General features: G+C 61.8%; 17 protein-coding genes and 2 rRNA genes (1 of these 19 cut by a window edge). 6 read left to right on the top strand and 13 right to left on the bottom strand.

Annotated features, from left to right (window positions below; all coding sequences use genetic code 11):
- Window positions 1-47: 47 nt before the first annotated feature.
- Window positions 48-2528, bottom strand: a complete 2481-nt coding sequence (locus tag R3F07_05080) for a DEAD/DEAH box helicase (GenBank protein MEZ5275732.1) — start codon at window positions 2526-2528, stop codon at window positions 48-50.
- A gap of 116 nt (window positions 2529-2644) precedes the next feature.
- Here R3F07_05080 and R3F07_05075 point away from each other — a divergent pair, with 116 nt between their 5' ends.
- The 3 genes from R3F07_05075 to R3F07_05065 are packed head-to-tail and all read left to right on the top strand — an operon-like array spanning window position 2645 to window position 5771.
- Window positions 2645-3400 carry a single-stranded DNA-binding protein gene (locus R3F07_05075; protein ID MEZ5275731.1) on the top strand — a complete coding sequence of 252 codons (756 nt, stop codon included), beginning with the start codon at window positions 2645-2647 and terminating at the stop codon, window positions 3398-3400.
- Window positions 3397-4194, top strand: a complete 798-nt coding sequence (locus R3F07_05070) for a class I SAM-dependent methyltransferase (GenBank protein MEZ5275730.1) — start codon at window positions 3397-3399, stop codon at window positions 4192-4194. Before R3F07_05075 ends, R3F07_05070 begins: the two co-directional genes overlap by 4 nt.
- Window positions 4191-5771, top strand: a complete 1581-nt coding sequence (locus R3F07_05065; GenBank protein ID MEZ5275729.1) for a phospholipase D-like domain-containing protein — start codon at window positions 4191-4193, stop codon at window positions 5769-5771. Before R3F07_05070 ends, R3F07_05065 begins: the two co-directional genes overlap by 4 nt.
- Window positions 5772-5871: 100 nt before the next feature.
- Here the strand turns inward: R3F07_05065 and R3F07_05060 are convergent, their stop codons facing one another.
- The 8 genes from R3F07_05060 to R3F07_05025 all read right to left on the bottom strand — a co-directional run bounded on the left by R3F07_05060 (window position 5872) and on the right by R3F07_05025 (window position 14869).
- Window positions 5872-6759, bottom strand: a complete 888-nt coding sequence (locus R3F07_05060; GenBank protein MEZ5275728.1) for a tetratricopeptide repeat protein — start codon at window positions 6757-6759, stop codon at window positions 5872-5874.
- A 62-nt stretch (window positions 6760-6821) separates the two neighbouring features.
- On the bottom strand, window positions 6822-7052 hold the full coding sequence (locus tag R3F07_05055; protein ID MEZ5275727.1) for an SWIB/MDM2 domain-containing protein: 231 nt from the start codon (window positions 7050-7052) through the stop codon (window positions 6822-6824).
- Window positions 7053-7254: 202 nt separating this feature from the next.
- The gene (locus tag R3F07_05050) at window positions 7255-9717 is read right to left on the bottom strand and encodes an ABC transporter permease (protein ID MEZ5275726.1); all 2463 of its coding nucleotides are present in this window, start codon (window positions 9715-9717) and stop codon (window positions 7255-7257) included.
- Window positions 9714-10421: an ABC transporter ATP-binding protein gene (locus tag R3F07_05045; protein MEZ5275725.1), complete on the bottom strand. Its 708-nt coding sequence runs from the start codon at window positions 10419-10421 to the stop codon at window positions 9714-9716. The genes R3F07_05050 and R3F07_05045 overlap by 4 nt, the downstream gene beginning before the upstream one ends.
- Window positions 10422-10607: 186 nt before the next feature.
- Entirely contained in the window at window positions 10608-10802 is a 195-nt protein-coding gene (locus tag R3F07_05040) for a hypothetical protein (protein MEZ5275724.1), read from the bottom strand.
- A gap of 207 nt (window positions 10803-11009) precedes the next feature.
- On the bottom strand, window positions 11010-12377 hold the full coding sequence (locus R3F07_05035; protein MEZ5275723.1) for an ATP-binding protein: 1368 nt from the start codon (window positions 12375-12377) through the stop codon (window positions 11010-11012).
- A gap of 116 nt (window positions 12378-12493) precedes the next feature.
- Window positions 12494-13861, bottom strand: coding sequence for a sigma-54 dependent transcriptional regulator (locus R3F07_05030; GenBank protein MEZ5275722.1), 1368 nt, complete (start codon window positions 13859-13861; stop codon window positions 12494-12496).
- An 87-nt stretch (window positions 13862-13948) separates the two neighbouring features.
- Complete coding sequence (locus R3F07_05025; protein ID MEZ5275721.1) at window positions 13949-14869, bottom strand: hypothetical protein; 921 nt, start codon at window positions 14867-14869, stop codon at window positions 13949-13951.
- Between the two features lie 158 nt (window positions 14870-15027).
- Here R3F07_05025 and R3F07_05020 point away from each other — a divergent pair, with 158 nt between their 5' ends.
- Genes R3F07_05020 through R3F07_05010 form a run of 3 tightly spaced genes read left to right on the top strand, consistent with a single transcriptional unit; the run spans window position 15028 to window position 18192 of the window.
- Window positions 15028-16422, top strand: coding sequence for an extracellular solute-binding protein (locus R3F07_05020; GenBank protein MEZ5275720.1), 1395 nt, complete (start codon window positions 15028-15030; stop codon window positions 16420-16422).
- Entirely contained in the window at window positions 16422-17312 is an 891-nt protein-coding gene (locus R3F07_05015) for a sugar ABC transporter permease (protein ID MEZ5275719.1), read from the top strand. The genes R3F07_05020 and R3F07_05015 overlap by 1 nt, the downstream gene beginning before the upstream one ends.
- A 22-nt stretch (window positions 17313-17334) precedes the next feature.
- Window positions 17335-18192 (top strand): carbohydrate ABC transporter permease, encoded by an 858-nt coding sequence (locus tag R3F07_05010; GenBank protein ID MEZ5275718.1) that lies wholly within the window; start codon window positions 17335-17337, stop codon window positions 18190-18192.
- Here the strand turns inward: R3F07_05010 and R3F07_05005 are convergent.
- The 4 genes from R3F07_05005 to R3F07_04990 form a co-directional block, all read right to left on the bottom strand.
- Entirely contained in the window at window positions 18182-19021 is an 840-nt protein-coding gene (locus tag R3F07_05005; GenBank protein ID MEZ5275717.1) for an HDOD domain-containing protein, read from the bottom strand. The two genes, R3F07_05010 and R3F07_05005, sit on opposite strands and share 11 nt — an antisense overlap.
- A gap of 245 nt (window positions 19022-19266) precedes the next feature.
- Complete coding sequence (locus R3F07_05000) at window positions 19267-20808, bottom strand: glycosyltransferase family 39 protein (protein MEZ5275716.1); 1542 nt, start codon at window positions 20806-20808, stop codon at window positions 19267-19269.
- Window positions 20809-20972: 164 nt separating this feature from the next.
- Window positions 20973-21088, bottom strand: a 5S ribosomal RNA gene (rrf, locus tag R3F07_04995).
- 88 nt (window positions 21089-21176) lie between these two features.
- A 23S ribosomal RNA gene (locus R3F07_04990) occupies window positions 21177-21220 on the bottom strand; it runs 2881 nt beyond the window's last position.

Below are 21220 nucleotides of genomic sequence, written 5' to 3'. Positions count from 1 at the left end.
CGCCTCAATGCAGCCGCCGAAGGATTCCCTGCCGGGCACTCCTTCCACTATCGGAAGCGCAACCGATGAGAGACCCGTCCTGTCTGGGCGGGGGTCAAGGGCGGAGGGTGGATGACTTCCAGGGTGGTTCCGGACAGGTCGATCAACCGCGTGGCTGCCGCCTTGAGGGAACGCCAGCGATCCCAGGCGAGATCCGGCGCATGGACGGTATGGCGCAGGAGGCTGAACCACTCAAGGCGGGCGCGTTCCACGTCGCCCGGGCGCAGGACATCGCTGAAGAGTCCTCTGCCAGCGCCGGCCGCAATTTCCGCGAGCACTTCTGCCGCGCCATCACCGTAGTGAATGGGCAACCCTCGATGGAGGTAGCCCTCAAAGGACGCTTCCCCGTAGCGATCCCGACAGGCACGGGCCAGGCGGGAACTGGTCCGGGCATGGTCCTCGAAGCGGTGACCCGCCCGAAGGTTCGCGAGATGGGAGATGATCTCGTCGATGGGATAGTCGGGATCCTCCAGCGCGGCCGCCACCGCCAGACCTTCTCCGTGATGGAAATAGCTGAAAATCTCACCGCGCCGGGTCGGGTGCCCCGCCGAGTCAATCAACCCGAGGCGCTTCCAGGCCGAGGCCGGGGAACTCCGCGGATTCAGCTCATGTTCACAGACCGGCCGCTCCAGACAGTGCTGGCACTCGATGGGATAGGCCTTCCGATCGGGCGGATCGATCAGGCCACACTCATGTGGGTCGCGATAGGCCGTGACCCGGATGTGACCATAGCCGACCCTCGCGACCAATTGACCCGAATGCTCGACAAGGTCGAAGAGCTGCCCTCCTCCGGAGAGTGTCGCGATGACGTTCAACACAATCTGCCGAACGTCCGCCTCCGGGGCCTCCCGCCGGCGCGGCGGTGTCCCAACTGTTCGCGGTGTTCCGGATTCGTCCGGGGCAAGAGCCCGCAAAACCGGTCGGGAGAGCCGGAAAAGACCCTCCTGTCCAGCGACGCGCACCGCCACCGTCAGTTGCCGCCCATAAGCGCGTCCCCGCCCTGACTCGAGTCGGCAGAGGGTGCCGTGACCGATTCCATCGAGGGTGGTCGGATCGCCCAGCGCTGGACGCCAGCGATCCCCCACGCGTCTGAGCACGTTTCGCAGCTCAACCGGTTCCGGCTCAGGGCGCTCGACCCAGACTCCCTTTGAATCGAGCATCTCGACCACGAGGGGTCTGGCATGCCGGGCGCGGTGGGCATCAATCCGCAGACCACAGGGCATGGGACCGGTCTCGACGCTGTGCTCCATTCCGAGAAGCGGGACATTCTCCGTGTAGAGGCGACCCGCCAGCTCCCGCGCGGCGGGAAAGGGATCCCGTCCCTGAACCGCCGCGGATTTCATGACGGCCAAGAGGCTGGGCCATTCGAGGGTGGCCGGACGGCGGACGACCAGCCGCCTGGCGTCGGCCAGCCGCGGTCGATCCGGAGCGACCAGGACATAGCCGATTTCGTCGAGCCCGCGTCGCCCCGCCCGGCCGAACATCTGGAGAAGCTCATCGGGCCGGATCAGGCATTGGAGGTGCCCGGCCGTGTATTCAACTTCCGTGACAAGGACTGAGCGCATCGAGAAATTGATGCCGGCGGCCAGGCCCGTCGTCGCGACAACCACCCGAAGCTGTCCGGCCTTGGCCAACGGCTCCAGAACCCCGGCGCGTTGGTGGTAACCCAGTCCGCTGTGATGAAAGGCGATCCGGCTGCGGAGGAGCTTCTCCATGCGCTCTCCGGCGAGCAATTTCTGTTCCCGGGACAGGATGAGGGGATCGGTGACCGGCAGGGCGGCCGCGAGATGCCGGGCGAGATTTTCCGCCGCCTTTCGCTGGGGTGCGAAGACCAGAATCGGTCCGAGGTCTGCCATGAGCCCACGGGCGATCAGTCGAGGCCAGAATCCCCGGACCCAGTCGGGCACACGTTCGTGAAGGCTGTCGAGATGGACCTCATCGAGGGGAACGGGGCGCTCACGATGGGAGACAAGGACAGCCTTTCGGCCGATCCGGTTCAGCCAGCCGACGACATCCTCGGGATTGCCCACGCTCCCGCTCAAGAGAAGCAATTGGGTTTCGGCGGGGACCAGGGCGACGGCCAGTTCGTAACTGACTCCGCGCACTGAATCGGCCAGCATCTGGTATTCGTCGATGACAAGAAGCCCCGGACCATCCCGCTGCAGGAACCGCGATCGTTGGGTCTCGAGGGTGGCCACGACCACAGGCGCCGAGAGATTCTCGGCGACATCACCGGTGGCGATGCCCACATTCCATCCCCGGCTCCGCCACTCGATGAGTTTGTCATTGGCCAGAGCGCGGGTCGGCACCGTGAAGACCGCCTGCCGCCGGAGGCCCTGCTCGACCATCAACTCGAAGATATAGGTCTTTCCGGCACCGGTCGGCGCATCCACCACCACATCGAAGCCCTGATTGAGTGCCCGGACCGCATCCTGTTGCCAGAGATCGGGGATCTTGAGATTGACCTCCAACGCGCCAAAACCGTCCACAGACCGAGGGATAGCCGGGATGGCCAACGGCGCAACTTTTCCTACCGATTTCCCGTCCCCGGAGAGACTGTCTCGGAAGATCGACAACGAACCGGACAACCCCTAACAAAGGGAAGATGACACGAATCGCCGATGGAGCAGGGGCCGGGGAGTCGCCCGCCGCGGAGGCGGCGCTGGCCGCCTCCCGGCGCCTGCGTGAGGCCCTTGCGGCCATGACTTTTGGGCCTCCGGTCACCCACGTCTACAATCCGCTTGAGTATGCGTGGGACGCCCAGGCCGAGTATCTTCGGCGCTACCTGCGGAGTCCGATCAAGGCGGTTTTCCTCGGCATGAACCCGGGCCCCTGGGGCATGGTCCAGACGGGTATCCCTTTCGGCGAAGTTCCCACAGTCCGCGACTGGCTGGGCATCCGCACCTCCGCGAAAGCCCCCGAAAACGAGCATCCGAAACGACGCATCGAGGGACTCGCCTGCAAACGCTCGGAAGTGAGCGGCCGCCGACTCTGGGGACTCTTTGCCGAGCGCTTTCGAACGCCCGAGGCGTTCTTCTCCGATCACTTCGTAGTCAACTACTGCCCGCTGGCCTTCCTCGAGGAGACGGGCCGCAATCATACTCCGGACAAACTGCCGGCCGCTGAGTCACAGGCCCTGACAAGAATCTGCGATCGGCATCTCGGCGAGCTGATCGGAATCATCCAGCCCGAGTGGGTCATCGGCGTCGGTGCCTTTGCGGAGAATCGGGCTCGGGAGGTTCTCGGCAATCAGGTGAAGATCGGACGTATCCTCCACCCCAGCCCGGCCAGTCCGGCCGCCAACCGGGATTGGGCGGGGCAAGCCACGGCTTCCCTGATCGGATTGGGGGTCTGGACGTGATCGGCCCCTTTCAAGACTACCGCGGACTCGCCGCGGAGGTTTACGATGCCATCTGGAGCGAAGAGATCGACGATCTGCCTTTCTTCAGCTGGCTTCTGGGACCCCCGACCGGCCGCCTGCTCGAATTGGGATGCGGGACCGGACGGATTCTCCTGCCATTGCTCAAGGAAGGCTGGCGTGGCGACGGAATCGACGCATCGGAAACCATGCTGGCCCTCTGCCGGGAGAAACTGGAGAACGAAGGTCTTTCAGCCGGGCTTCACCAACAGACCATCGAAGCACTGAGTCTGACGGAACGCTACCACCGGATCATCATCCCGGGGTTCTCCTTCCAACACCTTCTGACCACCGAGGGATCCCTTGCCGCCCTGCGGCGAATCCGCACCCATCTGACCAGCCGTGGCCGGCTGATCATTTCCCTCTTTCTGCCCTGGGAGTCGATCCGGGCGGGTGACGAACGGACCTGGAAACTGCGGTCGACCGCCCCTCTGGCCAAAGAACGCACCGTGCTCTGCCACGAATCGATGACCGTGGATCCGGTCCATCAGGAACTGACCGTCTGGAATCGCTACGAGATCGTCGACCCGGACGGCAAACTGTTGGATCAGACTCTGGTTCGGAATCAGATCCGCTGGTTCGGGCTCGAGGAATTCAAGTTGCTTCTCACGGCTGCGGGTTTCGACCGGATCGAAATCTACGGCGATTTTGCGCCCGCCCCACCCACCGCCTCCACCACTTACCTGACATTTGAAGCCCGGCCGGGATCCAGGAAGGTTTCCCCAAAGACACGATGACGCGGAAAACAGAACAACAAGGTGGGCTCCCCAGGTGGAAACGCAGGCTCCGTTTCGGAATCGGAGCGGCTTTCCTTCTTCTGATCGTCCTTCCCTATCTGCTACCCGGCCCCACCCCCCCGACGGCGGGATTTGCCGTCCGATCCGAATCCTTTCCCTGCCCGCCTGATCGGATCCACCTCCTCATCGATTCGACCAGCCACCCGCCTGATGCGGAAGGATCGGTCCTCGACCATGCCATCTTTGATGCGTTGCTCGACCAGATCGCCCGGGCCGATGACTTCATCTGCGCCGATTTCTTTCTCTGGAATCCCTGGGAAGGCGCCGTCCGGGGAAACCACCGTGATCTCGCCGAAGAGCTGGCGGCGGCTCTGATCGCGCGCAAGCTGGAGGATCCGGATCTGCCCATCGTCGTCCTGACCGATCCGATCAACCGCATCTACGGCAACGATGAGCCGGAATTCTTTGCCATGATGGCCGAAGCGGGCATCCCGGTCGTTTTCACCGACCTCACCCGATTGGCCGATTCGAATTTTCTCTACGCCAGACCGGCCCGGTTTTACGGACCGATCCTCTCGACCCTGCTCACTCCGACCGGGCTTCTCGATCGTCGCTGGATTGGCAATCCCTTCGACCCCGATCTCGGCCCCATTTCCCTGCGCCAGATGGGACACCTTCTTTACTTCAAGGCCAATCACCGCAAGATCCTGGTCACACGTTCAGCTGAGAGAGGGATTGAACTGACCGCCGGAAGCCTGAATCCGGCCAACGGGAGTGCCGCCCACTCCAACCTGGCGGTGCAATTGACCGGTCCGGTTGCCCAGGCCGCGCTCGGAACGGAGCTTTCGGTCATCCGATGGTCGGCCCGGGAGGGCACCGTGCTGGAGGACGAACCCGGACGACTGGATGCGACGGTGGCGGCGATCCTCAAACGGACCCTGATGGACTGGGACGACTATCTGGTCGACGAGGCGACAGCCCGGGCCACCTGGCTGACCGAGAGCCGGATTCGCGAAGCGGTCGTCGATCAGCTGGAGCGAGCCGGGAGCGGCGACCGCATCGAAATCGCGATGTTCTACCTTTCCGACCGGATGGTGATCGACGCGCTCAAGGCGGCCGTCCGGAGAGATGTCTCCATATTTTTGATACTCGATGCCAACCGCGACGCCTTCGGGCGGGAAAAGAACGGCATCCCCAATCGTCCGGTCGCGGCCGAGCTGATGAGGCTGGGCCGGGACCACCCGATTGAGATCCGTTGGGCGGATACGAGGGGCGAGCAGTTTCACCCCAAGGCCATGGCGGTGATCCCAGCGGACGGTCGTCCTCCGGTCCTTCTGCTTGGTTCCGCCAACTGGACCCGGCGCAATCTCGGCGATCTCAATCTCGAATCGGATCTCCTGCTCGAAAATCCGGGACCCGCCCTCGACGAATTCCGTCGATGGTTTGCCGGTCGATGGACCAATGCAGGACAACCTTCGACGGTCGACTACGACATCTGGGCCATCGGCGGGGTGACCCGGTTCTGGAAAACCGCCCTCTACCGATTCCAGGAAGCCCTGGGGGCCGGAACCTTCTAGTGTGGGGCGGCCGCCTCCCCGAGCGTGCGTTGCGCCTCGGCCCAGACCTGCGTGACCGGGACGGGCGAAGAACGGAAGTGCCGCATTCCATTCCGATCGGTCACTCACCGACTTCGACCCGCAATCCGGCGAGAACGGCATTGGCTGCGTCGGCCAGCGGGCCGTCGGGGGCCAGAGCGAGGCATTGCCGACAGGCGGCTTCGGCTTCCGCAGCGTGGTCCAGCCCGGCCAGGGCCCGCCCGAGGCCCAGCCAGCCGGAGGCGGTTTCGGGTGACCGCCCGGTTACCCGCTGGCAGACCTCGGCCGCCTCCAGCCAACGACCCCGATCGAGAAGCGCCGTCCCGAGCTGACCGGCGAGGACCAGCCATGTCTCCGCGACCAACCGATCGGCAAAGGGACCGACCTGATCGAGCTGCTCAAGCGGTCCCGGGAAATCCCGGCCGGCCAGGCGCACGGCCGCCACGAGCAAAGCTCGTTCCTCGGGCCGGCCGGGATTGAATCCCGCGGCCAGTGCCGCGGCTTTCTGGCGATCGCCTCCCACCATGGCCGGCGCCTGGAGGTGGAATTGTACCAGCGCATAGACGAACTGGAAGCTGTCGGGCTCAAGTTCCGCCGCGCGGGTGAAGGCGGCCCTGGCCTTTCCGGCCAGCCGTATCCGGTTGAGCACTCCACCGCCCCCCGCCGCCTGACCTCCGGCCCGTCCGAGCCAGAACCAGGCGGCGGCGAGTTCCGGTTCCAACTCGACCGCCCGCTCCAGGCAGGAAAGCGCCTCGTCCAGGTCCTCCGGCCGGCCCTGCTCGAAGAGGACCCGCCCGAGCGAGAGCCACGCGCCGGAATCATCCGTATCCACAGATACCTGACGCCGCGCCGCCGCGACCGCCGCCGGCCAGTCTCCGGTCCAGGGCGGATGATCCGCGCTGCGATCCTCGCCCGCAGCCGCGGCCAGGACAAAAGCCAAAGTACAGATAACTCCGGACAGACGGCTCATGGCAGGGCAAAAAAAAGCCCGCCGAAAACCGGCGGGCTCAAAAAGTCCATCTGGGAAAAGGATCAGCTGACGTGACCGGAGACCAGTTTGGTCATCTCGAACATGGTGACCGACTTCTTCCCGTTGAAGACAGCCTTGAGGGCCGCGTCGGCGACAATCTCGGTCTTCTTCTTGGGATTCTGAAGGTTGTTCTTCTTGATATAATCCCAGAGTTTCTTGGTCAGCTCCGTGCGAGGCAGCGGCTTGCTTCCAACAATGGCAGCGAGCTTATCGTCCGGGGTAACGGGTTTCATAAAGGCGGCATTGGCCTTTTTCTTGGCAGGTTTTGCAGAGGATGACTTAGGCATAGGGCTCCGTCTTACCCCATCCCCGGGGGGAATCAATGCAAATTTCGCGGGAAAAACACCGAAAGACCTCCCGGGATGGTTTCCCGGGGATCCCGGCAACCGCGTCTTCCGGCCCGCGGAGACCTCGAATCCGGCACCGCGGCTACCGTTATTCATCGCGCAGGGCGATCATGGGATCGACCCGGACCGCTTTGCGAACCGGAAGAATCCAGGCGGCGGTGGAGACCAGGGTGAGAATGACCATCGAGAGCAGGTAGGTGACCGAATCGTCCGATCGGATCCCAATCAAGGCAGAACGCAGGAGCGAACTCAGGGCAACAGAAACCACGGAACCCAGACCCAGGCCGACCAGGAGCTGGACAAACCCCTGACGCACCACCAACGCCTTGATGTCGGAGACCCGGGCACCCAGTGCCATCCGGATCCCGATCTCAACCCGACGCTGATTGACGGAGAAGGTGACGACGGCAAAGATGCCCATCGCGGCTAGGAAGAGGGCGGCCAGGCCGAACCAGATGAACATGGTGGTGATGATCCGGTTCCCGGTCAGACTCAGGTCAATGGATGCCTGAAGTGTCCTCACCCAGTAGAGCGGCAGATTGGGATCCAGGACATGAACAGTCTGCTGAAGAATCGGAACCAGGGAGCGGGAGTCGATGCCTGAACCGCCGCGAAGAACCACCGTCATGAAGCGGCTGGGCTTCTGGGACAGCGGCAGATAAAGACCCGCCCCGGTCCCCGCCCCGGCGCCGGTCCCGGCCTGAAACCCTTCCATCTGCAGATCGGGAGCCACTCCGACAACCTTGGCCCAGACATGCTCCTCGCCGTCCTCCCGTTTGACTCCGACCAGTCGCCCGAGGACCGGGCCTTCCGCCCAATGAAGCCGGGCGAATGATTCGTTGACGATGGCAACCGCCTCGGAGGCCGCGGTATCCTCGGCGGAAAAGTCACGCCCCGCCACCAACTCCGTCCCGATCGCCCCGAAATATCCGGGGAGGATCGCGTCCGCCCGGGCCGGGAAATCCTCATCATCATCCGCCATGGAGGTGGTGCGGAAAAGCCATTCCGGGCTCGGCGAGAATTCCTGGCGGGTGGTGACGGAGGCTCCAGCGATTCCACGGTAATTCGACAGGCGGTCACTCAGTTTGTCCGCGAACCGAATGACGTCCTCATCTTTCGGATACTCACCGACAAAGAGTCCGAAACGGGCGGCCAGAACATCGCCGGGCTTGAAGGGCAGGTCTGCCCTCGCCTGGACATTGACGGACTGGAGCATGAGTCCCGCCAGAATGAGGAGGGCGAAGGACAGGCTGACCTGCACGATGATCAGACACTTGGTGAAGACCCCGAGATGAAGGCCGGAGATGGACCGACCACCATCCTTGAGCATCAGATTCACATCAAGACTGGACGCCTTCCAGGCCGGCACAAAGCCGGAGATCAGGGCGCTGGCGACCGTCACGAGACAGACGAAGAAGAGGATCCGCCCGTCGAAGGACAAGTCGATCCAATAAGGCAATTGCGCGGTTCGGATGAGTCCCGCCAGCCAATCGACGGTCCAGACCGAGAAAATGACGCCACCGGCAGCCCCGAGCAGGCAAAGCACCAGGCTTTCACTGAGCATCTGCAGGATGATCCGCCGGCGGGTGGCTCCAAGGGCACTGCGGATGGCCAGTTCCCGGCCCCGGGCGGCCGACCGGGCGAGCAGAAGGTTGGCCACGTTGGCGCAGGCGATCAGCAGAATAAAGACGACCGCAAGCATCATGACCCAGAGGGTCTTCACCGTTGTCGCTCCAATGATCGAAGCCTGAATAGACTCCAGATCCAGGTGATCCACCTCACCCAGGTAATCCGGCAGACTGTCGGCCATCGAAACGAAGGCTGCGTCAACGTCTACCTGGGCCTGATCCATGGACACGCCGTCCCGAAGACGCCCGATTGCCTTGACCATTGGTTGGCCCTTCGCGTCCGAGGCCCGCGCATCTTCCGTGAGGACCATCCAGACATCCTCCTTTTCCGGGAAATGGAAGCCGGCCGGCATCACTCCGATGATTCGCCCGGGGCGGCTGTTGATCACGACCGGACGATCCACGATCCCCGGATCGCCCGAAAAATCGCGAATCCAGGCAGCATGGCTGATCAGAATGACCGGCTCGGCGCCGGACCGGGCATCGGCTTCGTCAAAGGCCCGACCGAGAGCGGGTCCGATCCTGAGAATTTCATCGAAATTGTGGGTGATGAACGACCCGTCATAACGCTGGGCAAAGGTGCCGTCGCTCACATTGATGGTTCCGAGAGAACCGCCGATCATTCCCTCAAACGCCGTCTGCTTCTCCCGGAACCGGAGAAACGAATCCAGATCGAACAACTCCGTATTGTTCCGATGTGCCAGGTCGCTGCCTCCGGCCGGAGACACCGCGAGGAGTCGGTCGCTTTCATCAAACGGCAACGGCCGCAGAAAGAAGCCGTTCAAGACGATGAACTGCGCGGTGACAAAACCGATGCCGATGACCAGGGCGAGGACCGCCATGGCGGTGAAGCCGGGCTGCCGGGCCATCATTCGGAAGCCGAACTGCAGGTCCTGGCGGAGGTTCTCAAAGATGGCGGTCAACGCGGGCCTCCTCCCAGGGTTTCATCGACGATTTTCCCGTCAAAAAGATGAACGATCCGGCGGGCCAGACGGGAATACCGTTCGTCGTGAGTGACCATGCAGATGGTTGATCCATCCTCATTGAGTTTCCGGAGCAGATCCATCACGATGTCGCCATTCTTCGAATCGAGATTGCCGGTGGGCTCATCGGCCAGGAGGATCTGGGGGTCGCCGGCCAGGGCGCGGGCCACGGCCACCCGCTGTTGTTGTCCGCCGGACAGCTGGCTGGGCAGGTGCTTCTTGCGATGGCTCATCTGGACCCGGTCGAGCGCATCCAGGGCCCGCGCCCTCCGCTCCGCCGGCTTGATCCCGCGGTAGATGAGCGGCAATTCAACGTTCTCGAAAACCGAGAGGTCACCGATGAGGTTGAAGCTCTGGAAGATGAAACCGACGTCGCGATTGCGGATACCGGCCCGCCGTTCAAGGCTCAGGTTGGAGACATCGTCCCCATTGAGCAGATAACGCCCCGCGCTTGGCGAATCGAGGAGGCCGATGATGGCGAGGAGAGTGGATTTGCCGCATCCCGACGGTCCGGCAATGGCGAGAAACTCCCCGTCTGTCACCTCCAGATGGATACCGGAAAGGGCGTGGGTCTCGATCGAATCAACCGCAAAAACCTTGGTGATGCCTTCGAGACGAATCAGGGGAGAGGGACCGTTGTTCATGGGATCTGCATTCCGGGAAGTAGGGAAAGTCCGCTTCGTTGAACCGGAATTCAAGCAGACTGGTCCGTCGGGTCGACCCCTATTCCTGGCGTAGCTCAAAGGAGCTGCAGTTTTCGTCCGCTCCGACGTAAAGTCGAAGCGCGAACCGTCCCCGGTTTGAAATGGGCTCAATTGTTCAATCACGGTTCAGAAGCAGTCCCACACGGAATACTCACAGTCTTCGACCGATTCGGTTTCCGCTGCTTCTTCGGACCGGTTTGACTCCACCGTTCCGGCATCATTCACGATCACCTCCCTCGGCAGGTGCGGGGCCATCGAACCGAACAGTGATACCCGGGTGAGGGCAGGTGGGACGAAGAGACAGTTGGCGGAAGCATTCATGATCAGCTTGATTGAGGGACGGTCGTCCGCCCTCGACTGACTCTTCTTAACCAGAGATCGTACCAGATCGACACCCGATCCCCCAATCCTTTGATCTGCTGATATTTAAAATTCCGACCGCTCTCTCGGCATCCGCCCCCATCCCCCGACTGTCTCGAAATCCGGACAGATTCCGTCCCAAAATCGGGACAGTTTCGCAACCTGCCTTCAGACCGCCCGGACGGGAAGGCGAAGGCGGGCCAGGCAACCCCGCGCGTCTTGCCGGTTGGCGATGGTGAGGGTGCCGTCGTGGGCATCGGCAATCTGGCGTGACAGCGCAAGCCCGATTCCCGACCCCCCTTTCTTCGTGCTGTAGAACGGCGTAAAGAGATTGCTGGGATTGGCAATTCCCGGTCCATCATCCTCAATCCAGATTTCGACGGCATCCCGGTCCGCCGTCCAGCCCATCCGGATACCGCCTTCATTGGTCTCCGAGACGGCTTCAACCGCATTCTTGAGCAGATTGATGACCAACTGTTCCAGCTGGCCGGCGTCCGCCTCTATCGCGCAATCGGGACCGGCCACGATGGCAACCGGAGCCCGCGTCTCCAGAGCGGCCAGCCGTCGGAGAAAGTCTCCGACCACGAGGCGTTCGCGATTGGGCGGGGGCAGTCGGGCGATTCGCGAATAACCCTCCATGAACCGACTGAGCTTTTCCGAACGCCCGCTGATCACTTCGAGTCCCTCCGCCATGTCCGTCCGCCAATCCTCAGGCAATGGGTCCATCCGGGCGATTCCGGCCAGGGTGGTGGAAAGCGACTTGATCGGAGCGAGAGAATTGTTCAGTTCATGCCCGAGGACGCGGATGAGGCGCTTCCAGGCCATCCTTTCCTCCTCCCTCAAGGGTTGGCTCAGATCGGCAACCAGGAGCAGGGTCTGCGGGATGCCATGATCCCGATAGCCGCCCCGACTGAAGCCCCAGCGGCTGAATCGCGCCGGGAAGGCGAATTCGATCGGCCGCCGGATATCTCCATGCAGGAGCGCTTCGAGCCCAAGTTCCGTCGCACTCATCCCGACGACCTGGGAGGCAGACTTGAGCAGGAGTTTCTCGCCCGCCGGATTGATCGATTTCAGTCGCTCCTGCGGGTCGAAAGTGAAGAAGGCCACATCGATTTCCTCAACCACCTTGTTGAGCAGGGCACCGGCCTCGACCGCCCCCAGCCGCTGATCACGCATCAGGTTCGAGATGGAATTGATCTCGCCCATCAACTGGCCAAGAGCGTCCTCCTCATCGACCGATCCGGCCTGCATGGAGAAATCCCCCTCCCGCATGGCCGAAAGCATATTGGCGGCTGTCTGGATCGGCCGCACCACTCTCTTGAAGAGCAGGTAGACAGACCCCAGCCAGGCGACGGTCATGAGAAAGATTACGGTGAAGACCGTCTTCCCGGAAAAACCTCCGGTCTGCAGGAGGATGAGGACAGCCACCACTCCGGGAAGTCCGCAGAGCAGACCGATGCGCCAGACCTTCTTTTCAAAGGAGACCGGACGGCGGCGGCGGTCGGAGAGACCGGTTGCAAGGGTGGCCTCGCTCATGTCAATGGACCGCGAGCGGGTCGGCAAAGGACATCTGCAGGAGAGTCTTTGTGGCCCGATGCCACGCCTGATCGAGGGTGAACCCTCTCCTAAATGAGGAACAAGTCGGCAATTCATCAGAGTCCGAGGCGCTGAAGGCGCCGGTAGAATGCACTGCGACTCAAGCCGAGGGCTTCGGCCGTCCGGGTCGCGTTTCCCCCGTTGCGGGTCAGGGTTCGTTGGATGAGGTAGCGCTCCAGATCATCGAGGCTCATCTCGTCGAGATTGGCCGATGGACTCCGGGCGGGCTGCAGATTGAGGTCTTCGGGCCGGATCTCGGATCCTCGAGAAAGAAGGACGGCCCGCTCGACTGCATGGTCGAGTTCCCTGACATTGCCGGGCCAATCATACTCCTGCATCACCTTGAGTGCCTCCGCCCCGAACCCGCTGATCCGCTTGGAGTAGCGTTTGCGATGCCGCTTAAGGAAATCCTCCGCCAGCAGCCGGATGTCCTCCCCTCTCTCGCGGAGCGGGGGCAGATGCAGGTGGATCGTATTCAACCGATAGAGGAGGTCCTGCCGGAAAGTGCCCGCCTCGACCGCCTTCTCCAAATCCGAATTCGTCGCGCTGATGATCCGGACATCGGCCCTGAGTGTCCGGGACGAACCGACGCGTTCGAATTCTCCCGTCTCAAGCAGGCGCAGCAACTTGCTCTGCTGCTCCATCGGGATATTTCCGATTTCGTCCATGAAGAGGGTGCCACCGTCGGCCAATTCAAACCGACCCGCCCGGTCGGCTTTGGCGTCGGTAAACGCGCCCTTGACGTGACCGAAGAGTTCGCTCTCGAAAACGCCCGCCGACAGCCCGCCCATATTGACCGTGATGAACGGACGATCCGCCCGCTCGGAAGCCGCGTGCATCGCCCGGGCGAAGACACCCTTGCCGGTGCCGTTGTCTCCGGTGATGAGTACATTGGCGTCGGACGGCCCCACCCGCTCCACCATGTCGAGAACGGGCTGCATGGCTCGAGAACGGGCAAGCAGGGGCGCCTCTGCCTGTTCGCGCAGCAGACGGTTTTCACTTTCCAGACGCTCACCCCGAGTGATGGCGCGACGCAGGGCAAGCTGGGTCTGCAGAATGGTCAGCAGTCGGGCATTGTCCCAGGGCTTCTGAATGAAATCGCGGGCTCCGAATCGCATCGCCTCAACCGCAAGGTCGATGGTCGCCCAGGCCGTCATGACCACGACCGCCGCCTGCGCATCGATCTGCAGGATCTCCCGTATGAGGTCCAGTCCCTCCTGGCCCGAGGTGGTGTCCCGCGTGTAATTGAGATCGAGGAGGAGAAGATCAAAAGGTCGGTCACGATACGCCCGCAGGACCTCGGAAGGTGATTCCACACAAACCACCTCATACCCTTCCGCCTTGAGCATGAGGCGAAGCGATTTGAGAACATCTTCCTGGTCGTCCGCGACAAGAACGGAGGGGCGTTGGGATGGTTTTGCCATTTTAAGATTGATCCCGGATGGTGACGCAGATTCGAGAGAACGAGGATGGGCGGCGATTGGCAAGAACGCAGGAAACGCCTGTTGCAATCAGGAGGAACCCTCCGTCGGAATCCCTTCGAGAAAAACCAGGCTCGAAGCCTCGTCCCCATCCGGAAGCAGGTAGGGTGAGATCTGCTCGATCTCAACCACCGCTCCGCCCGCCGAACAGACCCAGACCTGGGAGAGAAACCCGGCATCCGGTGGATGAATAACCCGGCCGGTCGTTGCCGCCGGGGATACCTGGAGAATGAATCGATCGGAGACACCCCGCAGTTTCTGTGGCGGGAACCCCAGTTTCACCGATTCCCCCGCCGGCCTGAGAACAAGCAATCCTCCCGGTTCCGCCACCGCACCGGGAGGCAGGACGGCGGGTCGTTCCGGGAAGTCCCAGGTCACCCGGACAAACCCGAGGGGCACGTCGACGGTTGGCACCGGTTCAGCCTCCACCCGGGTCGAGGAAGGCACCGCGAAGATCTGCATCGCATAATAGGGACGATCCGTGACCGACCAGCGAACAAGGCACCCGAGTCGATCCCCGCTCCAAAAATACTCGCGGGTCAGCTTCGGATAGTGATCGTCCGTGCGTGGCATGACCACGACGAGCCGTTCTCCCTCGACAACGACCTCCGCGGCCGGGCTGTATTCCCAATCTGGATGCGGCGGCCACTCCCAGGATTTCTGGGGGCCGAGCCAGAAACGGTGACCACCCCATTCCGGAAAATCACCCCCCGGGAGGAGGGCCGCCGCCTCCGGACTCTCGTAGAGGAGATTGGATCCGTCCTCGACAGGTCCAAAGTGGACAAGACGGCCGCGGTGGGAGGAGACGATCGCACGCCATTCCTCCGTCCGCGCCTCATGGGCGGCCTCTCCCCTCCACACCGTTTCCTTCCAGACTGCTTCCATCGTCAATCCCGTCTCCGCCGGGAACGTCGCCAGGATGCAAACGGCTATCGGGAGCGACGCGTTCATGGTGCCTGGTTATGCACCGCATCGACGGTCGGTGGAAGGAAAATGAAAAAACCCACTCGACCGGCCGGCGATTTTTCAGACTCGCCTTACGCCCGGACGGTTTCCAAACTCCGCCCCGTTCACCCCGCGATACCTCCGCCCGCCAGCTGATTGCCTTCATGTCCGCCTTCAAACTCGACAAGATCACCGACCGGTTTTCCGCGGGATTCATTGTCATCGCCGTCCTCGCGGTCGTATCGACACTCATCGTCCTGAACCGGAAGGGAACCGAGATCGAAGGGATGGAGTTCTGGGTCTTTGCCGACTTGCACTACAACCTCTACAAGCCCGTGACCGATCACTGGCGGGAGACGGGGGAAGAGAACGTGACCGTGCTTCTCCTTGAAGGTCAGGCGCTCGAAAGGCGGATGATGTCGAGTTTCTTCACGGGCACGCCGATCGCCGACCTGTTGGAGGTTCATACGGGCATCGCCAAGAAGGCATGGCGCGGGCCGATCGAGGCCGTCGGCTTCACCGACCTGACCGACATCCTGCACGAGACCGGCCTCTACGAGATGTTCAATGAGCCCTCGTTTTCCGGGTGGACCGCCCAGGGGCACATCTTCGGCCTGCCTCACGACGTCCACCCGGTCCTGCTGACCTACCGCTCGGACATCGTCGAAGCGGCCGGGATCAACGTGGACGAACTCGACACGTGGGACAAGTTCATGGAGGCGATGCGGCCGCTGGTGAAAGACCTCAACGGGGATGGTCGGCCCGACCAGTTCGTTCTCGAGATGCCCGAGACCAACGGCGGCATCATCGTTCCACTGATCATGCAGGCAGGGGGTGACCTCTTCGATACTGAAGGCAACATTACGGTGGATACCGAACTCAACGCCCGCGTGCTGAGCAAGTTTGCGGTCTGGGCGGCGGCCGGACCCGGGAAGCTCAGTGCAGACAAGACCCTGAATGATGGTCCCGGACGCAAATTGCAGATGGACGGCTATGTGCTGGCCTGGCTGACGCCGGACTGGAGGGCTGGATCCGAAAAGGCCTACATGGAGGTTCTCTCGGGCAAACTGAAACTGATGCCTTTGCCCGCCTGGGAAGAGGGTGGCCGACGAACCACGGTGATGGGCGGGACTATGATCGGCATTCCGAAATCAAATCCCCATCCGGACGATGCCTTGCGGGTCGCGGTCAAGCTCTACTCGGACCGGGAAATTGCCCGCGGGTTGTTCCGGATCGCCAATATCATCTCTCCGGTCAAGACCATCTGGGACGATCCGATCTACGATCAACCCGATCCCTTCTACTCGAACCAGCCCAACGGCCGGCTCTTCGTCAATCAGGCGCCGAATGTCCCGATTCGTTCCTCATCGCCATTTCTCGAGCTGGCGACCGACGAAGTCGGCATCGCCTTCAGCCGCTTGATCCAGCATGCCGGCAATGCAGGAATCACGGACCCGGAAGCACTGATTCCAGAGGCTCATCGACTGCTCAAGATCGCCCACGAGAACGTGGCGCGGCAGGTCGATCGCGACGTCTTCCTGAAAAAGGACGAATCCTGATGGCGAAAAACTACCGCACACACAGCGTTTGGGCTCCCTATGTCTTCCTCGCGCCCTTCATCCTGGTTTTCGGGACTTTCGTCATCTACCCGCTGCTTCAGTCGGTCATACTGGCCACCCAGCAGACATTCGGTCCGGGCTATTCGGAATTCGTCTTTTTCGACAATTTCAAGAACCTGATGCTCGACCCCATCTTCTGGGTCGCGACCCGCAACACGGTCATCTTTGCGGCGGCTTCCGTCCTGCTGCAACTGCCCCTCTCTCTCGGCCTTGCCCTGATGCTGAACCGGCCAAACATGAAAGGGCGTGGGTTCTTCCGGCTGGTCTTCTTCTCGCCCGCCCTGGTGGGCGCCGTATTTGTCGGCGTCATCTTCGGTGTCATCTTCCAGAAACGGACCGGTCTGCTGAACAATATCCTCTACCGCCTCATCGGATTTGATCTGGATTTCCCGTGGATTCAGGATCCGCACTTCGTCATGCCGGCGATCATCCTGGCGTCGCTCTGGATGTGGGTCGGCTTCAACATGATCTACTTCCTGGCCGCCCTGCAGAATGTGGACAAACAATTGGAGGAGGCGGCCACCATCGATGGAGCGACCGCGTGGCAGAAGTTCTACCACGTGACCCTTCCCGCCATCAAACCGATCGCCAGCTTTGTCGTGCTTCTTTCCATCATCGGCGCCTTCCAGCTCTTTGAGCTTCCCTGGTTGCTGCTCGGCCAGGGCGCCGGCCCCGAGAGGTCCGGACTGACCATCGTGATGAATCTTTACCAGACCGGATTCCAGACCGGCGACCTGGGCTACGCCAGCGCCATCGGCTGGGTCCTTGCCCTGATCCTCGTGTTTCTCGCCATGGTCCAGCGCCGATTGAGTCGCCAGGAAGAGAACTGACCCCGACCTTCTTTCTTTCCCCATGCCCATTTCCGCCAAGAAGCTCGCCACCATCCTGCTCTACGCGACCCTGATTTTCTTCACCATCATCACGGTCATTCCTTTTTTCTGGCTGATCTGCGGTGCGCTCAAGTCACAGGCCGATTACTTCACCTTCATGTTCCTGCCCATGGGTGAGGGCTTTCTCGGGGTGGCCTGGGACCGCCTTACGCTGGAGAATTTCCACAGCCTCTTCACCGAGCTGAACTTCGCCACGAACATCACGAATTCGATTTTCCTGGCCTCATCAATCAGCATTCTCGCCACCATCTGCGGAGCGATGGGCGGCTATTCCCTCTCGAAATTCGAGTTCCCGGGCCGCACCTTCATCACCGCCCTTGTCCTCTCCGCCCTGATCATCCCGGGACCGCTCCTGATCGCTCCCGGTTACCAGCTCCTCTATCACCTCGGCCTGATCAATTCCTACGCCGGGATCATCCTCCCGGCGATTGCACCGGCCTTCGGCCTCTTTCTTTTCCGACAGGCCATGCTCAATTCCGTGCCCAAGGAACTGCTCGAGGCAGCCCGGATCGACGGATGCGGCGAGTTTCGGATTTTCTTCTCCGTGGTCATGCCGATCGTCCGCCCGATGATGGGCGCCTTTCTCATGATCACTTTTCTCGGCGCCTGGAATAACTATATCGGTCCGCAGATCGTCCTCCAGGATCCCGACAAGTTCCCGCTCTCCGTGGCCATCGCGCAACTGCGCGGGCTCTACCAGACCAATTACGGGATGATCTCAGCCGGCACCCTTGTTTCCATCGCCCCGGTCATGCTCATCTTCCTGCTCCTCCAGAAGGAGTTCATCTCCGGCCTGACCAGCGGTGCGGTCAAAGGTTGAGTGCCGCTTCCACCCGGGCCACTTTCCGGCGCACCTCATCGACCAGGCGCATGAGCGCCTCATCCCTGGAATGCAGGAGATGGGCTACGAGGGGATGGACGCCACCCGGACCCGGGTCGCCCTGCTCGAGGAGTGCGGCTACATTGGCCGCAAGATTCAGTTTTCCCGCCAAAAGAGGAAAATCGGGGCATCCCCCGGGATCGCCCTGGAAGCGGACCGGTTGGTAAAGTGAGGGCGGGAACCCCCAGGCCTCCATGGCCAGACTGCCGGCTTCCGCACTGCTCAATCCGACGACTTCATTTTCCTCCCATTCCAGGTAGGCCGGATCGTCGATCTGGAAGCGGACCGTCTGTTTCTGCCGCCTGAGGTGACCATCGATGAAGAACGCACCCACCCGGTGCAGGAGTCCCAGGGTGTAGCCGACACTGGGTTCGGCCGACCCATCCCGGACCAGCGCCTCCATCAGGAAGGCGGCCGTCAATGACTGATGCCAGATCGCAGCCGCCGTCGTCCGATAGGCCGGAAGAGAACGGGGAAACCCATCCTTCAGGACAGACAGGCTGACCAGGTGATACACCTCGTCAAAGCCGAGGCGCGTGACCGCATCGGAAATGCTGTCCACGCGGCAGGCCGGAGCAAAGGCGGCGCAATTGCAGGCCCCGAGGATCTTCGCCGCCAGGCCGGGATCGAGCTTGATCGAATCCAGGACATCATCGGGATTGAGGTTCACGTCAAAGACGAGCCGCTGCAGTCGCGGAATGAGCTGGGGAGAGGCCGGCAGACGCTCCATATCGAACAGGATGCCTTCTCTGGTGAGTTGCCGGGTCATGATGATGTCGCGCCAGTGATCCTACGACTATCGGATGACCAGGAAGCAGCTCGACCACCCCGTGACTCGAAGACGGGTTTTCACAGATCGCTGACCCTGCATGGAGGGAATGCCCCGCGGAGAATCCCTGCCTCATCCTGGAGTCTTCGGGGAATGACCCGCAGGAGAGCCTTTGCACCCCGATGCGAAGCACCGTGAAGCGGTCATTGACGCGCGCCCTCAGCCGCCGTCCGGCCCGCTCCGATCTACGGTTCCGGGTCCTGACAGAGGTCGTACTTCTCGCAGAAGTAGCAGGAGCCGGAAAAACGCTTCAACCATGGCGGCAGCGTGTAGTACATCTCCGCCACGGGTCGAAGCACCAGTTCACGGTAATCGGCATAACGGAAACCTTCGCCGACAAAGACCACAAAGTGGGCCCCCTCCACCTCGATCGGAACCACCTGTGACTGATCAAACCAGGGTTTGAACGAATCCACCTCGTCCAGGTCGGCAGTGACGATGGCAATGCTCTGGCCTTCGAGTTGCCGGAAGTCGGTCACCATGTCGTCCTCACGGGCGTGGAGGTAACTCGGACCGATCACCATGACGTGTTCGCGGGCATGGAACTCCAGCAGGGCCGACTTGGCATAACTGGTTGTGGCGAGGGGCGCCCCTGGCGCCGCGTCGATGGCCGCGGAGAGGACTCGATCCGGCCAGCTGCCCATGGCGATCGAATCATAGGACTGGTGCCACTTCGCCCAATGCCTCGGCACGAGGAGCAGAAGCAGGATGATGCCGGTCAGGCCGAGAGTATAGATGCCCGTCCAACGGACCAGCCTCACCAGTCCACTTGTCCCGAACGCCAGGGCCAGGACCGGGTAGACGAACGGGTAGAACGATAACAACCAGTGCAGCCCCACCATCTTGCCCAGTGAAACCGCCAGGAAAACCAGTTGAGGGAGCACAAAGCAAAAGGCAAAGAGGTCGAGCTTCGTTTCCCTCAGCCGGTTCCAGACCTCCCGCCACGGCTTCCGATCCACTCCGGCGCCTCTTCGCAGGAGAAAGACGACGATGCCCGGACCCAGCAGGATCAGAATGCTGGCCGCGAGAAGCCCCACCCCGTTCAGGGAGAACCCGGCGTTTTCATTCCGGTTGTAGACATTGAAGATGATATTCGTCCAGCAGTGATAGTAGAGCCAGGTGATGTTGAGCACCGCCCAGGGAATCACTCCGAGGAAGATGAGACCCAGCTCGATGATCCTGGGTTTCCGGCGGAAGAGGAGGTAGACCGCATAGGAAAGTCCGAGCAGGACGGCAAAGTACTTGGAGAAGAAGGCCGCCCCGAGAAAGAGTCCTCCCCAGAGGTAATTCCACTTCGACGCGCCCCGCTCCGCCCGCCAGACAAACCAGCCGGAAACCAGGGAGAGGACAAAAATCGGTGTGTCCGTGGTCATGAGTACGTTGACCACGTTCAACGGGGAAAGCAGGAAGAGGACGGCCGCCAGATTCCCGGTTTTCTGGTCAATGCGCCGCAGGAAGCCGCGCATAAGCAAGGCCATCAGGATCGGCCCCAGGATCGCCGGCGAGCGCACCACCAGGACACTCTGGTCGATCAACAGCGTCACCCAGATCCACCAGCCGGTCATCCCGGGATGGTCGTAATAGCCGTAGTCGAGATGATTCCCCCAGACCACAAAGTAGGCCTCGTCCCCGGTGATGGGCAGGAGCCAGGCCAGCAGGACCTTGAGGCCGAGCGTCAGCCAGACCACCTGCCAGAAGAATCGATCACTTGAATATCTTGTGTTCATGCTCGCGGGACCACCCGAGCCTCCACCGATGGCGTTCGGCTGATGAAGGTCAAGGGTTTCCCCTCGTTTGAACAAAAGGTCGAGGACGCCCTGTAATGAAACGGCCTGCCGGGCTGCACCAAAAAGAAGGCCCGGTTCTTCTTTCGAAGAACCGGGCCTATAGATCCTGGCGACAACCTACTCTCACAAGACCTAGCGTCTCACTACCATCGGCAGCTAAGGGTTTCACGGCCGTGTTCGGAATGGGAACGGGTGGGGCACCTCGCTTATGGTCACCAGAAATTGGGATCCCGACACGGGGTCGGGAAAAGTATCAGTTCAGGGTAAGAACTTAGGGGGTGAAACAAACGCCCGGAAAAACGTTTCTGCAAAATAAACCATTCGGGTCATTAGTACTGGTTAGCTCAATACG

It is taken from the genome of Opitutaceae bacterium (assembly GCA_041395105.1).
Taxonomy (GTDB): Bacteria; Verrucomicrobiota; Verrucomicrobiia; order Opitutales; family Opitutaceae; genus B12-G4.
Note: the sequence above shows the minus strand (reverse complement) of the source record. Positions and strands in the feature narration are given on the sequence as shown.